We start from the raw sequence: 14,873 nt of genomic DNA, 5'->3' as shown, positions 1-14,873 counted from the left end.
ATCATAGAGCTTCTAACCACTGCCTGGTAGCTTTTGGAGAGGAGAAACGCATGATTTGAAGATGGGCATATTCGGGTTGCTGGAAGATCTGGGGACATTCGCGCCTGCGTTGCCAGTAGGTACGGAGTACCCAGAGAATCATCGAGTCCCGACTGAAGACAATCTGCCAGGTTTCACGATTGCCGTTCCACAACTCCTGTTGGCTAATCGCCCGCCAAAAAGTTCGCCGCACAACTCGCCCAAAAACCACTGGGAAAGAATAGTCTAACCAGATTAGAGTATCAGCTTTACGCCAGATGAGATCTCTGACTTTGCTGTAGTTACCATCCACAACCCAGCCATCTGCCTGTAATGAATTTTCCACCCGCGCTTTGAATTGATCAAGAGTCGCTTCTGTCCAGTTGGCTTCCCAGTGAAGTGCATCTAACTCTACGTGGGGAAGGGTCAGTTTACAAGCGATTTCCCGTGCGAGAGTGGTTTTACCCGATCCGCTACTACCAATAATTACAATTCGTCGCTCTTGCCTGACGTTAGCCACCATGCGATCGCCTCCAAATTTTGTGGAAGAACAGCTACAGGCGATCTCATCTGGATTTCGGTGATAGCAGGTAATAGGTGTTAGGTGCTAGGTGCTAGGTGTTAGGTGATAGGTGTTGGAAGAAAAGATAGGACTGAATTCTGGCTTCTGAATGCTTGCCTGGGAATAATTTCTCCCATTAAATTCAATGCTAAAAACTCTAATGAAACAACCAGCTTGTAAAAGCATACTTTTTGCCCCGAATCACAGGGAGGGATTGGTGGGGATGGGTATAGTAGGAAGGAAATACTAAGACACTCCCTCGTTTGGGTTTGACTTTAATATTTTGGCGATCGAAAAAAGTTTCGCCCCCCTCAAAGTCATCATTGAGATAACCCACAATACTGATATCTCGTGTGGGAATCCCGTTGGCAACTTCGACAAAACGGCTTGCCAGCAACAAATTGTCTACATGGCGTTTATAGTTTTGTCCAGGCATATAGCGTAGGATAGAACACATTTCAGCATGGGGAAACTTAACGCCATAGTGCTTGAACAATAAATCCTGAATCACCTCAACCTGCTTCAGCAATAGCTGGTTGGTCGAACCCTGAAGGGCACCTTCCTTATCCCCTAGCGGCAGAATACCGCTGCTGCGGACATCCGTATCGACCACGTTCACCAGGATTTTGGATGGTTTAAACTGACAACACTCGGCAATCTGGATAACGTGTTCACACAGTGAAGGCTCCAGTAAACCCTCCACCAAAAGAATTTCCGATCCGAGATCTTTGAGTTTGTGTCCCACAGCAGTACCTGACAGATTTGAGATTGAGGACTTAAGATTTTTAGATTAGATTTTCTTAGATTAGATTTTCTAAGTTGTTACCATCCCACTCAGAATGCCCACTCCCACGCGCCAAACCTCCAAACCTTCCCGTACTCCATTTCCTCTGGCGATTGATCGCGTCGCCATTGCTCTCATCCTAGCGTTGAGCCTGGTGATCGCAGTATTGCTGTGGAGCGGTGAGCGGGTCTCGGCTCAGGTCAGAACCTTTACCTGGCAGGACAAGCAAATTGGGGCAGAGGATACGGCATTTATTCTGAACTTTAGCCGTCCCATGGACTATGCCAGTGTTGAGCCTAATTTAAAGATTGAACCCCGGCTTCCTGGCAAGGTAAGTTGGGCAGGACGGCGGATGGCGTATACCCTGACAATGCCTGCTCCCTACGGAACAAAGTTTGAGGTCAAACTTGAAGGGGCGAAAGATCGGTTTAGCCAGGGCAAAAAATCAACTATTCAGCCGTTTCAGGCGCAGTTTCGTACCCGCGATCGCGCCTTTGCCTACATTGGTGTGGAAGGGGAAGAAGAAGGCAGACTGATTCTCTACAATCTTACCCGTCAGGAGAAAACCCTGCTGACTCCCAAAGATCTGGTGGTGATGGAATTTAAGTTTTATCCCCTGGGTGATCGCATTTTATTTGCAGCCACCCAACGCACGGCTGAACCTCAAGGCTTATTAGAGCAGAAGCTATTTACCGTAACCACTGGAGTCGAAATCGACCCACCTGCTCAAATTGTTCCCCAGGCATCCGAAGCAGTGGTAAACGTTGCCACTAAACCCGAACCTGCCGGAAAAGTCGAACTGGTTCTGGATAGTACCAACTATCAGAACCTTAAATTTGACCTGTCGGCTGATGGCAACAATATCGTGGTGCAGCGGGTTAGCCGCAATGACCCAGCAGACTTTGGACCGTGGCTATTGCAGGCAGGAGAACCGCCCAAGCCACTGAAAGGAGAACCCGGTGGCGACTTTCTCATCACCCCGGATAGTAATTCTCTGGCGATCGCCCAGGGACAGGGACTCGCCATTCTGCCTTTAGAACCCGATGCCAAGCCCCTCGACTTTCTACCCAAATTTGGCACTGTGTTGGGTTTTTCCAGGGATGGCGCTTTTGCCACCATGCTTAAGTTCAACACTGACCGGACGCGATCGCTCTTTCTCGTCACCAATCAAGGGACTCAAAAAGAACTGCTCCGAACCACTGGCTCTATCCTCAGCACCCAGTTTGACCCAACCAAAGAAACCCTCTACTGCCTGCTAACCGACCTCAAAACCGATAACGAACTTTACCGCGAAGAACCTTACCTGGCAGCAATCGACCTCAAGACCGGCAATCTATCTCGCATGGTACTGCTACCTGACCAGCGCGACGTTCAATTAAGCCTTGCCCCCGACGGGTTGGCAATCCTATTCGACCAGACCACCCGTGCCCTCCAGGCAGATATGACAACAAAAGAACCATTACGAGATAGCTCTGGCAAGGCGATCGCCAACAGCCGCCTCTGGCTCCTTCCCATCAACCCCAAAGACCCCGCTGCCAACCCTCAACCCGAACCCCTCCCCCTGCCCGGACTCCGCCCCCGTTGGCTCCCCTAACCCCCTTGCCCCTCTTCCCCTCCCCCCTTGCCATAGACTAAGAAAACCACACCTCAAAAACCTACCTCCCCCCATCCCCTCATTCCCTAGTCCCCTGTATAATCGCCTCACCTCCTTCAATTCCAAAACATCGAAACGGTTCATCAACACTCAATGACTCAATCCTTAAATCCTTTTACCTTTATCCTTAATCCCCTATGCTTCACCTCAACTAGGACTCACAGGCGGAATTTCGGAATATCCTGACCTACTCCCCTCTTCCTATTGTCTAAAAAAGGCTTGCCGAACTTACGCCGTAGTCTACTAGTCCCGTGATACCAAACCAGTTAAGCTCTACAACAAAACCAGATACCGCTTTTTAAGAGGCAATTGTATCTATCAGCGACCTTCATCCCGCCTCAAGGATCACCATGCAAGTTAAGGATCTGCTAGAGCGTTATCAGCGAGGAGAGCGGGACTTTTCCCATGTTGACCTGAGTGGAGCCAGTCTGAGCGGAGTGAACCTGCGCGATGCCAATTTCACAGGAGCAGACCTGACCGGGGCAAACCTGAGTTGGGCATTTCTAAGCCGTGCCAATTTTACTGAAGCATCGCTCAGACGAGTAGATTTGCGCAGTGCGTCCCTCAACCATGCCATTTTCAACCAGGCTCTCCTGAGCGGAGCGAATCTCAGCAAAGCAGATCTTCGGTTAGCACAACTTCAGAATGCTGACTTAAATTGGGCAATCTTACAAGAAGCTGACCTTACCAGTGCCGATCTCCAAGCCGCCAAACTAGACCAGGTAAATTTGGAACGAGCAAAACTCAGCAATGCCTGTCTAATAGCGGCTGAATTGATGGAGGCAAACCTGCGGCGAAGCAATCTTGGCAGTGCCAAATTAGATCAGGCAAATATGCGCGAAGCCCATCTGGAGGAAGCCAACTTGCGAGAAGCTTCTCTAGTTGGAGCGAATCTGATTGAAGCCAATCTAAGTGGAGTGTATTTGCGTCAAGCAGACCTGCGAGAGGCAGATCTTCACCGGGCTATTCTGACCGGAGCAGATTTGAGCGAGGCAACTTTAGAGAGTGCAGATTTAAGTCGGGCAAACCTGGCAGGCGCTTATCTGCTTAAAACTAGCCTGCAAAAGGCATATCTGTTAAGAGCAAATCTCCAGGATGTTTTTTTGCTGCGAGCGGACTTAAAAGAAGCTAATTTACGGGGGGCAGACCTGCGGCGGGCAGACCTGAGCGGAGCTTACTTAAGTGATACAACCTTAAGTGAAGCTGACCTGAGCAATTCTTACTTACTAGAAAGCCATCTGATTCGCACCAATCTGGATGGGGCAGAAATGACCGGCTGCTGCATCTACAACTGGCATATTGAGGATCTTGAACTGACCAAGGTAAACTGCCGCTACATCTTTACGCAGTTCGATTATCACACGAAGAGTCCTACAGACCGTTACCCGGTTGGGCGTGAATTAGAACCGGGAGAGTTGGGGCGACAATATCAGCAAGATGGACCCACCGTTGAGGTGTATTTTACCAACGCTCCTAACTGGCAAGCTCTGGCACTTACTCTGACCCAGTTAGAGATGGAAAGCCAGGGACTGACCCTGACGATTAAATCCTATGAACGAGTAGATGATAACTACCTGCTCCGGTTGGTGGTCAATCGTCTGGTGAATGCCAAAGTAGTGATCCGGCGAATTTTTCAAATTTACCCAGAGATATTACAGCGGTTCTTATCACGACAGGCTGAGGTTCTTCGTCTACTGGAGATTGGTACTCAAACTGAGAATTCGGATCTGGCGCTGGAACCTTCTCCCCAGCCCAGCCCAGCCACGCCCAAACCCTTACCATCCCCTGATCGCCGGGAACGCCTCTATCAAGAAGTGGTGCGCCAAATTCAGCACATCATGATCTCCCAAGCTCCCGACCATTTTGTTGAAAGTGTGCAGCACTTACTCAACTTCCTTCACCGTCAGGGCATTTCAACCGAAGAGATCCAGAAAAAGATTATCGGACAGATCATCGTACAGCGGGCAAAGCGCGACCAGAGTTTTCGAGATCATTTGTTGCGGTGGGAAAAAACCGCAACAGAATCTGCTCGGCTATCCACGGTGGGACAGGCAGTGAGGTTAGCGATCGCACTTCTCTGGACCCAATCTAAACAGTCCTGACCTCTACCCATCTGAATATCCCAAATTTTTTGAAGGAACCTTTTCAAATCTTGAGCGTCGTAGGGGCACGAGCATTCCTAAAGTTAATGTTTGATGAACCTTAGTATCCAAATAGCTGAAAAATCCATTTGGAGCGTTAGATTTTGGTACGAGTGGTCAATACTGAACGGGAAACTCAAAGGTGTGGTGTGTGCATCTCCTGTTGAGTCGCTTTTTTATGCTGAGGAGAAGGAGTTCGTATGATTCAGAAAAATTCACCTGTGATTGCAACTAAAAGCTCCCCAGTGCTGGCATCAGCAGTACTGGGGTTTTTAATGGCAGGTAGTCCAGTCGTTGCTCAGACACTTTCCGCGACAGAGCCTGAGATACAGCCCTCTTCAGTAACGGTTGCTCAGGTATCTAATGGGCAGGCGATCTCCGATGCCAGCTTTGCAGAACCCATCAACAACACAGCAGACCTGATAGCTGCCGACACTGCCACCAATTTAGATGGCATGGATCAGGTGACTTCGGTTTCCCAACTGACTGACGTTAGACCAACCGACTGGGCATTTCAGGCACTACAATCCCTGGTTGAACGCTACGGTTGCATCGTCGGCTATCCCGACAGAACCTTCCGGGGTAATCGCGCCCTCAGTCGGTATGAATTTGCTGCCGGTCTCAACGCCTGTATGGATCGGATTAATGAACTGATTGCGGCTGGAACGGCTGACCTGGCAAGGAAAGAAGACCTGGTTTCCTTACAAAGACTGCAAGAAGAATTTGCCGCCGAACTGGCAGTGTTACGCGGTCGAGTGGATGCATTGGAAGTCCGCACAGCCACCCTTGAAAAACAGCAGTTTTCAACCACGACTAAACTGTTTGGACAGGTGGTCTTTGGAGTCCAGGGTCGAAACGAGGCAGAAGTTGACCTGGCAGGCTTCCGGTTTAGTGACGACTCAGATCAGATCAACGTCATTAGCAATGTTCAGTTGAGCCTGTATACCCAGTTTAGTGAGCGCAGCCTGCTGCTAACAGGGTTACAGGCAGGACAGGGCAGAAGCTTTGGTGATCAGCTTTTAACCAATGATGTTCTGCTGGGATACGAAGGGGACACGGGTGGACGAGTCCAGATCAGTGACCTCACCTACCGCCACCTGATTGGAAATAACTTTGCGGTGATTGCCGGAGCCGCGGGTGTCAACATGGTCAACGTCTTTCGGGGGGCAAACCGGGTTGAGAGCGCTGGGTTTGGTCCCATCTCTCGCTTTGCCCAACGCAACCCGATTCTCAACATTGGCGGAGATGGTGCTGGGGCTGGCTTTGACTGGCAAATTACACCAGCTATTTCCTTGCAGGGGGTTTATACCTCTAACCGGGCAGCCGATCCTGTTAATGGTGGACTGTTCGGTGGGCAAAATGGGGCAACGACCGTTGGCGCTCAGTTAGCGATCAATGCGTTCAACACAGTTGATATTGCCCTCAATTATGTCAACGCCTACTCTCCCTCAGGATTTTTGGGAACCAGTGTCGGTGACGATCAACTGGCGCTGCCCAACCCCTTTAGCCTGCGCGCTCCGATCAAAAGCAATGCCTTTGGTGGAACGGTTGCCTGGAGGGTTGCTTCCTGGCTGACAGTAGGGGGATGGGTTGGTTACACCACGTCTGACTTAAAAGGGTTTGGAGGCAGTGTAGAAACCCTCAACTGGATGGGCTTCCTCAACTTCCCTGACCTGGGCGGTGCTGGTAACCTGGGTGCCATCTATGTCGGGCAACCTCCACGCATTATAGGTAGTGACCTGCCTGGGGGTAGGAATGTCCCCAGTTTTGTGACGGAGGGTGACCTTGCTGCCGGACCTGGCGATCAGCCCGGTAGAACCACTCATGTCGAAGCGTTCTATCGATTCCGATTAACGGATAACATTAGCCTCACCCCTGGGTTTATTGTCATCTTTAACCCCAGACATAATGATAATAACGACACCATTAAGATTGGTGTTCTCCGTACAACCTTCACTTTCTAAGAGTTGGCTTTCCGTATCTTTTCGTGGAGGGTGGAGGATGTCTCAGTATTTTCACTATCACACTCCGATTGCCCAGAGGTTGCCGATCAGAGGGCGATCGCCCCTGAGTTAATAAAGCTTTGATGAACCAAACTGAAGCCAGGAACCTTTTCAGGAACAACGGTTCTTAAAAGACACGGGTAGAGTTAATAACCCGTAACCTGGTTTGGAAACCAAGCTTCAAATTATAGCAACGGGTGCTTTCTGCTACCAAGTTACTAACTTTTGGTTTCAAATTGGGAATCATTTTATTTATCTACGACTGACCCTGTTGAGTTTCCTGCTGAAGTTGGTTGCTGTCTGAGGGGACGACTTGTGAGTGTTTGAACGAGCAATCACAAAATGTCCTGGCAGTGATGGCGGTAGCTATTTTGTTTATTCACCCAACGTTGGAGGATTCTGCTGTGAAGAATTGCGCCACTCGATCTGTGGTTTGTTTGGGAGTACTGGCAGGGAGTCTGGCGATCGCCACCGCTGCCCAGGCTCAAATCCCGGTCACAGGCGGTCGAGTCACTGGTGATGCCGCCTTCTTTGTGCCTGGAGTGACTTCACCTACGGGTTCTCCAGTCCTATTTGATACGGCGATTAAAACCCTGCGGATTGTGACTCCTAACGGGACTTCAACCACGTCCCGCTTCATTCCAAACGCAGCCAGTTTTACCGACACCAATGGTAATAACCTCCCAGATCGGGGAGATACTGGACGTTTGGTCGGTACACTATCAGGCGTTGCCTTCTCCAGCGGCGGCAACCCGGTTTTCTTCCAGGGAGTCCCCACCAACTTCAGCTTTACCCTCAATTCCTTTGACCCGGTTCTATTCCAGGGTGGAACACTAATCAGCCCTAAGGAGCAAGGAGCGGCACCTTTAGTTTTCCTGCCGGTGGCTCCAATTACGCTGTCCTCTCAATCAAGTACAAACTTTACCGCTGATCGAGGTTTGCTATCCGTTGGACCCTTCTCCGCCGATCTGACGGGTGACAGAATTGGACTGCCCTCCGATCTGCAATTCCGTGCTTCTGGTGATGTAACTCAGATCCCAGTAGACTTAGGGCGACGGATCAAATTTGAGTTTGAAGGTCGCAATGTGTTGGCTGACTCTGTCAGCTTTGATAATGACACGCTGGAATTTGCAGGTTCCACAACCAGCTTTAAGGTACAAAGCGTGGGGACTCCGGGAACCCGCGAATTCAAAATTGACGGCACGGTTGCCAATCTTGATCTTGAGTTAACCGCACCCTTTGACATTAAACGTGACTCACTCAACCTCAACACTGCAACAGGTCGCCTCAACTACGACATCAAGGGTGAAGGTCCCGGTTTTGTGGCTTTTGGCAACAGTTCAGTCAGCTTTACGGGTACTTCCAGAAAAGACACCAGCTTTAAATTTGAACAGGGCGATCGTAAGTTTGAGGGCAAAAGCAGTGGGGACGTTGCTTTTAACCTGACAACGGGTGTAAACGACAGGACAAACTTTGCTCCCTTTGTTGGAGTAAACAATAGTGGCACAGAATTCAATGTTGTTCAAACCCAAACGTTACTCAACAACGCAGCGGTTAACACCGTAACGGTTAATAATGTAGCGGTTACATCCACCAGTACTACCACGGTAAATGTCAACCGGATTGCATTTACTAACCTGGTGTTCAACCCCTCGGTTACCTACATTCGGCTGTTTAACCCTTCACGCTTAGTCGTTGACCGAGATGATGATGACGATGATGATCGGGGTCGTCGCAGAGTTGGTCGTGGCGATGATGACGATGATAATCGGGGTCGCGGCAGAATTGGTCGTGGCGACGATGATGACGATGATCGGGACGATGATGATGATGATCGGGGTCGCGGCAGAATTGGTCGCGGCGATGATGATGATGATGATCGGGACGATGATGATCGCGATGATGACACTGTCTATGGCAACCTGACCTACACCATTTATCGGGGTAGCACACCAGTTGTGGTGGTGGTTGAGCGTGATAGAGATGGGCGCATTATCTTTGTCGAGCGTGAGCAAGGGCGTGGTCGGGCGCTAGGTCGCCGCAGAAGGGTGGTTGCCGCCTATCAAGAGGTCGGGTTACCTAGTCGGGTGTTCCCTGGTCTGGTTGGATTAAGACAAATTCCAGCGGATTCAGTAGACACTGGTACTGCTGACGACGATGGTGTTGATGATGGCACGACTCCAGGAACTACCACTACGCCAGGAACCACTACTACACCAGGAACCACTACCACACCCGACCCCACCACCACTCCGGATGGGACTACGACCGATCCTGGCACAACTCCAAATCCATAGTTTTTAACTCAATAAATCTCAGTAGGGAATCCTAAGTGGTGAAGTGCTCCAACTGGAGCACTTCACCACTTAAGTTTGTGGATTTATCGCCATCGGGTATGGAATTACCTTCATGCCCAACTTGCCTTTACAATGGCGGTATTCAAATCGTTTTCACCCCTCACCTCTCTCCTGCGCGTGAACTCTCAATCTTTTCCCCCATTCAATCTCAGCCAAGCTCTTGCAACGGCTAAGGCACACCATCAGGCGGGACAGTTACCCCAAGCAGAACAAATCACGCGCCAGATCTTGCAGCAACAGCCCCAGCAGGTAGAAGCACTGAATTTACTGGGGGTAATTGCCTGCCAAAACGGCAGATTGGAGGAAGGAATGACTCTCTATCGGCAGGCACTGGCATTAAACCCAGGTTTTACGGGAGCACGGGAAAATCTCTGCCTTGCCCTCTGGAAACTGGGAAAACAGAGAATCGAAGAGGCGATCGCCACCTATAGCCAAATCGTTACCTTTGAACCCAAAAACTTGAAGGCATACGAAGGATTAGGAGCCATCCTGCAAGATCAAAACAAGCTGGATGAAGCGCTTGCCTATTACCAGCAGGCGCTTTCTGTGCAGTCTGATGATCCGAGTGCTTTGAACAATATTGGTGTTATCCTGCAACGCCAGGGAAAGTCAAAAATGGCTATCTCTTATCATCAGCGGGCATTGACTGCTCAACCTAAATACGTTGAGGCACACATCAGTTTGGGGACTGCCCTGCAAGACCAGGGTAGTTTCCAGGAAGCCGCCGAGTGTTTTGACCGGGCGCTAAAGCTGGCTCCCAACTTTCCCAATGCTCACTATAACCGGGGTCTTCTACTGCTAACCCAGGGTGAATATCGTCAGGGCTTTGCTGAATATGAGTGGCGGTTTCAGACTGGGGAGTTTCCTCCCTGCCCTTTTAAGCAGCCCGTTTGGGATGGCTCCGATTTGAAAGGGCGCACGCTGTTGCTCCATGCTGAACAGGGGTTGGGAGATACCCTTCAGTTCATTCGCTACGCGGCGATCGCTGCCCAAAAAGGGGGTACCGTTTTGCTCACCTGTCACAAACCCCTGATGCGACTTCTTTCAACTGTCTCCGGCATTAACCAGATGCTCCCATTGGGCTACCCCCTGCCCGAATTTCACACCTACGCGCCCTTACTCAGCCTGCCCCATATTCTGGGCACTAGGCTGGAAACAGTGCCATCTCAGGTTCCTTATCTGCATCCCCCAGCAGAAACCACACTGGAACTCAACCCACCACCAGACACCCAATTTAAAGTTGGAATTGTCTGGTCAGGTGGCAACCTCTACAAGCGCAACCAGGTGCGCTCCTGTCCCCTAATTCATTTTCAACCGCTTCTAGAAATCCCAGGCATCGCCTACTACAGTCTGCAAAAGGGCATTCCCCAAATGGATTTGCTGGAACTGGGCTGGCAGGAACCCCAAATCCGGGATTTAAGTAGTCAGCTAACCGATATGGCTGAAACCGCCGCCGCGATCGCTCAACTGGATCTGGTTATCACGGTAGACACCTCTGTTGCTCATCTGGCGGGTTCCCTTGGCAAACCCGTATGGACTCTCCTTTCCTACATTCCCGACTGGCGCTGGATGTTGCACCGGGAAGATACCCCCTGGTATCCCACGATGCGACTCTTTCGCCAGAGCCAACCGGGAGACTGGCAGGGAGTAATCGAACAGGTCGCTCAGGAAGTGAAACAGATGGCTGGGCAATAAGTTTGTCCTGCTGATACATACTGCTATTCAGCAATATTCAGACTTTCAACTCCGCCTCTATCCCTTGTCAGCCTCAGTTCCTCAAACAACAGCGGATGATCTCAGGATTTGAAACGATGATTCTGCGAAACCGATGCTGCAAGAAAATAATGTATAGCCATTGACCCGCATGAGAGTAACAATGCCTTCTTTGAACTCAACTACGCGGTAATAATCACCGCTTTTGGCGATCAGAATATCTCCAAGCCGGATTTTCATTGTGAAAGCTTCTCAAGCAGATGAATCAATACTGAGATTTACAAAGCTAGTCTTAGTATCACTTGATACTGATTAACTTAGTGCTCATTTTTGTAAAGAGTTGTTCTAGAACTATGAACAGAGTTTAATGATTTTGCCTGATTTGACGAAGCCAAAAGTCATATCAATTTAAGTTGAGATCGCAACCCATTGAACCCCTCCCAACCTTTCCTTGCCAATGGGAGGTGCCGCAAGTGGTAGGGTCATCTGTAGCGATAACCGTTTAACTCGGTATCAAATGTGGGAAATTTGGTTCCTGCCCGGATTCAAGCTCCTGGCTGCTGCTCCTGGTTTAGTCGGCGTTGCCATTCCGCATCAATCTGATCGGACTGCTCTAGTTCCTGTTCAGTCAAATCGCGCTCAGTGGTGTAGATCAAATCCTCGGACTGAATGACGGTTTCTGCGGCAAATTGCTGGGCATAGGAAAGTTTGGCTTGTAATCGTTCGTCTGCCTGGTTGAGTACCAATGCCCGATCCTGGCGTTTCTCATTGCGGGCATTAACTTTCCGGTTACGCCACTGCACCCAAAAATAGCGAATCAGTGGGATGGCGAGAAATGCAGTACCATAGCCCAGCAGCAGCCAATAAATGGACTGAACAAAGGCAACCAATCCTCCCATTTGAGCAGCGATCGTCCCATCCGCTAAAAGGTTTCCCAGAACTAACGCTCCCACAAAGTTAACCGCCCCTAAACCGATCGCCATCATATTTTGTCCACTGCTGGCTTGGCTAAACCGCCAGGGAAGCTCTTTCAAATAGGCAGAAACAGGCTGATAACTCTGACCTGTAGCCGTTGTCTGAAGTTCTGGAAAGTGGTAAACGATTTCTCCTTCAGGGCTAACCTCTGGTTTACCGTTAAACCGGCTTAACACTGGCAGGATGTAATTTTCGTACTCGTGATCGTATCCTTTGCCCACATCATCCAGGTAGGGAGCAATCTGTTCCGCAGCCACGGCTCCCCGATTATTGCGAATAACGGTACCAATCGCCTTCCAGCGGCGCTCTTCCAGATCTGCATTTGGGTTGCCATCGCCGAACAAGAAGGAAAAGACGGACTCCAGAAAGTTCATTGACGAGGGTTCACTCGCGACCCGCGATCGCTGCTGCCGCTGCTGATACCGGCGGCTGTGATAGTCGGGGTAGAAAATGTAGAAAAAGTTAGGGCTGAACCAGAAACGGGGCATGACCATGCCACCCCCAGAACTGCGGCGGTCATTGCTCTGATTAGAGGAATTCATTGCCAGAACAATCATAATGATTGCCGCCACAATCAGCAGGATGGAAACCAGCAGGATTACCCCAAAAGAAATTCGGATGATGTAGAACAGTACTTTCCAAACCTTATCCCACCACTCTTTGAGCCGCAGCCGCAAGTATTTATTGCGTAGAACCGCTCGAAAGTTGTGGGGAAACAAATAGACAATCTCCCCTGAACCTGCAACCTGCAAGTTACCTCCCGCATCTGAGGCAAGCGCCAATAAGCCTTGCTGCGCCAGATTGATATCCAGCCCAGCCTGAGCAGCGACATCGCCTACGGTGACTCGATAGTCTAGCCGCTCAACTGCCCGCATAATGTCAGGGTTCAGGGTCATGCCTAGTCCCTCAAAAAGTTTTGTGCCTTCAACTCCAGTATAGAAGTTCCATTTGGGGGGATAGGGCGAGGGGAGTGAAGGGTTGTCAGAGGGTGGTCATTGGTCATTGGTCGGTGGTCAGTAGTTATTGGTCAGTGGTATTTACAGATGACAAAGGATGAATGACAAAGGATGAATGACAAAAAGTACCGATTACCGATTACCAACTGGGTAGTTCATACTAGAAGAGGAATTATGCTCCAGATAGAAGTTTCTAGAGAAGTTTGAGGGAATCGCTGTGCCGAGTATTCAAGAACTGGCAACCCAGGCAAAAGAAATTGCTGACCGTTTGAATATCCACAAATACGACATTTTTGGCTCAGCCGTAGATGAAACCAGTGTCAAGGTAGATCAGGGCGAACCGGATCAGGTGAAAGCATCCCAACGGTCTAGTGTGACAGTGCGCGTGTGGAACGAAGAAAACTCGGTGGGGGTAACTTCTACAACGGATGTAGACCCCAACGGGTTGGAACTGGCGCTAAAAACCGCATACGAAGCCAGCTTCTTTGGGGTCAAGGAAAATGTACCCGATTTTAGCCCAGAGGCAACCGCTCCTCTTGCTCAACAAATTAGCGAGAAAACTCCGCAAGTGGCTGTTTCAGATCTACTGGAGAGGCTAATTGGAGCAGAGAAGGAAGTCAAACAAGCGCACCCTGCGATCGCCAGTGTCCCCTACAACGGTTTGGCACAACGTGACATTGACCACTTTTACCTTAACAGTGAGGGTGCGGTGCGAACCGAAGGCTATTCAACTGCCTCCATCTATCTCTACAGCAAGACTGAAGAGGACGGCAAGAAGCCTCGCAGCGCTGGCGCTTTTCGGATGAGTCGAGGGTTGGCAACCCTGGATGTTGACGGGTGTTTGCGGGAAGCGATCGACAAAACCATCAGTCACCTGAACTACGACAAGATTCAAACGGGCAAGTATCGGGTGGTCTTTTCACCCGAAGCCTTTATCAGTTTGTTGGGAGCATTTTCTAATCTGTTCAATGCCCAGAGCATTCTAGATAAGCAAAGCCTTTCTACCTCTGAATCGTTGGGAACTCAGATTGCGTCTCCTTTATTGTCAGTCTGTGACGATGCGCTGCATCCTGACAACGTTGCGATTACAACCTTTGATGGTGAAGGCACCCCCACTCGCCGGAGCGTGTTAATTTCCGACGGGGTATTAACCAACTTCCTTCATAGTGCTGGAACGGCGAAGCGGTTCAACACTCAACCTACCGGACATGCCAACATCGGTGCAAAGGTCAGTGTCAGTCCCCACTTTTACCATGTCTTTTCCGGCAAATCCGCTGACCAACAGTACAGCCTCGATACCGCTGAAAATGTAATCTTAATTGACGATCTACAAGCACTTCATGCTGGAGTCAAAGCCCTCCAGGGTTCATTTTCCTTGCCCTTCGATGGATGGCTAGTTAACCAGGGCGATCGCACCAGCATTGAGTCTGCCACTGTTGCTGGCGACTTTTTAGAGGTGCTAAAGTCCATTATTTATGTGGAACCGGAAGCACATTTAACGCCCGCTGGGCTGTGTCCCTATATCTGGGTCGAAGGGCTGTCAATTACAGGGGAATAGTCAAACAGCACTTAAATAAAGGGTTTTAGATTCTCGGAATTTTAGAGATTCCGGGAATCTTGGTAAAGGGTGAATGCTTAAATCAGCAATATAGCGTTTCCTTTCTTGGTGAGGTACATCTCATCTGTTTGACTCAAGGGCTTTACGGCTAT

The 14,873-nt window shown here is 49.9% G+C and carries 10 protein-coding genes; 6 read left to right on the top strand and 4 right to left on the bottom strand.

Going from position 1 to position 14,873, the window contains the following annotated elements; genetic code table 11:
- Position 1: 1 nt before the first annotated feature.
- Entirely contained in the window at positions 2-541 is a 540-nt protein-coding gene (locus AC1S52_RS27940) for an AAA family ATPase (RefSeq protein WP_482032322.1), read from the bottom strand.
- A 196-nt stretch (positions 542-737) separates the two neighbouring features.
- Positions 738-1,325: a prolyl hydroxylase family protein gene (locus AC1S52_RS27935; protein ID WP_482032321.1), complete on the bottom strand. Its 588-nt coding sequence runs from the start codon at positions 1,323-1,325 to the stop codon at positions 738-740.
- Positions 1,326-1,419: 94 nt separating this feature from the next.
- Here AC1S52_RS27935 and AC1S52_RS27930 point away from each other — a divergent pair, with 94 nt between their 5' ends.
- From AC1S52_RS27930 to AC1S52_RS27910, 5 genes are all read left to right on the top strand, one after another.
- Positions 1,420-2,958: a hypothetical protein gene (locus AC1S52_RS27930; protein WP_482032320.1), complete on the top strand. Its 1,539-nt coding sequence runs from the start codon at positions 1,420-1,422 to the stop codon at positions 2,956-2,958.
- A 410-nt stretch (positions 2,959-3,368) separates the two neighbouring features.
- On the top strand, positions 3,369-5,120 hold the full coding sequence (locus AC1S52_RS27925) for a pentapeptide repeat-containing protein (RefSeq protein WP_482032319.1): 1,752 nt from the start codon (positions 3,369-3,371) through the stop codon (positions 5,118-5,120).
- 239 nt (positions 5,121-5,359) lie between these two features.
- Positions 5,360-7,123 carry an iron uptake porin gene (locus tag AC1S52_RS27920; protein WP_482032318.1) on the top strand — a complete coding sequence of 588 codons (1,764 nt, stop codon included), beginning with the start codon at positions 5,360-5,362 and terminating at the stop codon, positions 7,121-7,123.
- Between the two features lie 362 nt (positions 7,124-7,485).
- Complete coding sequence (locus AC1S52_RS27915; RefSeq protein WP_482032317.1) at positions 7,486-9,459, top strand: hypothetical protein; 1,974 nt, start codon at positions 7,486-7,488, stop codon at positions 9,457-9,459.
- A gap of 177 nt (positions 9,460-9,636) precedes the next feature.
- Complete coding sequence (locus tag AC1S52_RS27910) at positions 9,637-11,214, top strand: tetratricopeptide repeat protein (RefSeq protein ID WP_482032316.1); 1,578 nt, start codon at positions 9,637-9,639, stop codon at positions 11,212-11,214.
- An 81-nt stretch (positions 11,215-11,295) separates the two neighbouring features.
- Here the strand turns inward: AC1S52_RS27910 and AC1S52_RS27905 are convergent, their stop codons facing one another.
- Complete coding sequence (locus AC1S52_RS27905) at positions 11,296-11,472, bottom strand: hypothetical protein (RefSeq protein WP_482032315.1); 177 nt, start codon at positions 11,470-11,472, stop codon at positions 11,296-11,298.
- 305 nt (positions 11,473-11,777) lie between these two features.
- On the bottom strand, positions 11,778-13,103 hold the full coding sequence (locus AC1S52_RS27900; RefSeq protein WP_482032314.1) for a hypothetical protein: 1,326 nt from the start codon (positions 13,101-13,103) through the stop codon (positions 11,778-11,780).
- A gap of 277 nt (positions 13,104-13,380) precedes the next feature.
- Here AC1S52_RS27900 and AC1S52_RS27895 point away from each other — a divergent pair, with 277 nt between their 5' ends.
- Complete coding sequence (locus AC1S52_RS27895; RefSeq protein WP_482032313.1) at positions 13,381-14,721, top strand: TldD/PmbA family protein; 1,341 nt, start codon at positions 13,381-13,383, stop codon at positions 14,719-14,721.
- Positions 14,722-14,873: the final 152 nt, after the last annotated feature.

It is taken from the genome of Kovacikia sp. CALU 1929, assembly GCF_056784235.1.
Note: the sequence above shows the minus strand (reverse complement) of the source record. Positions and strands in the feature narration are given on the sequence as shown.

Coding starts and splice junctions, on each gene's coding strand:
- AC1S52_RS27940 (WP_482032322.1), bottom strand. CDS start 541: ATGGTGGCTAACGTCAGGCAAGAGCGACGAATTGTAATTATTGGTAGT.
- AC1S52_RS27930 (WP_482032320.1), top strand. CDS start 1,420: ATGCCCACTCCCACGCGCCAAACCTCCAAACCTTCCCGTACTCCATTT.
- AC1S52_RS27925 (WP_482032319.1), top strand. CDS start 3,369: ATGCAAGTTAAGGATCTGCTAGAGCGTTATCAGCGAGGAGAGCGGGAC.
- AC1S52_RS27920 (WP_482032318.1), top strand. CDS start 5,360: ATGATTCAGAAAAATTCACCTGTGATTGCAACTAAAAGCTCCCCAGTG.
- AC1S52_RS27905 (WP_482032315.1), bottom strand. CDS start 11,472: ATGAAAATCCGGCTTGGAGATATTCTGATCGCCAAAAGCGGTGATTAT.
- AC1S52_RS27900 (WP_482032314.1), bottom strand. CDS start 13,103: ATGACCCTGAACCCTGACATTATGCGGGCAGTTGAGCGGCTAGACTAT.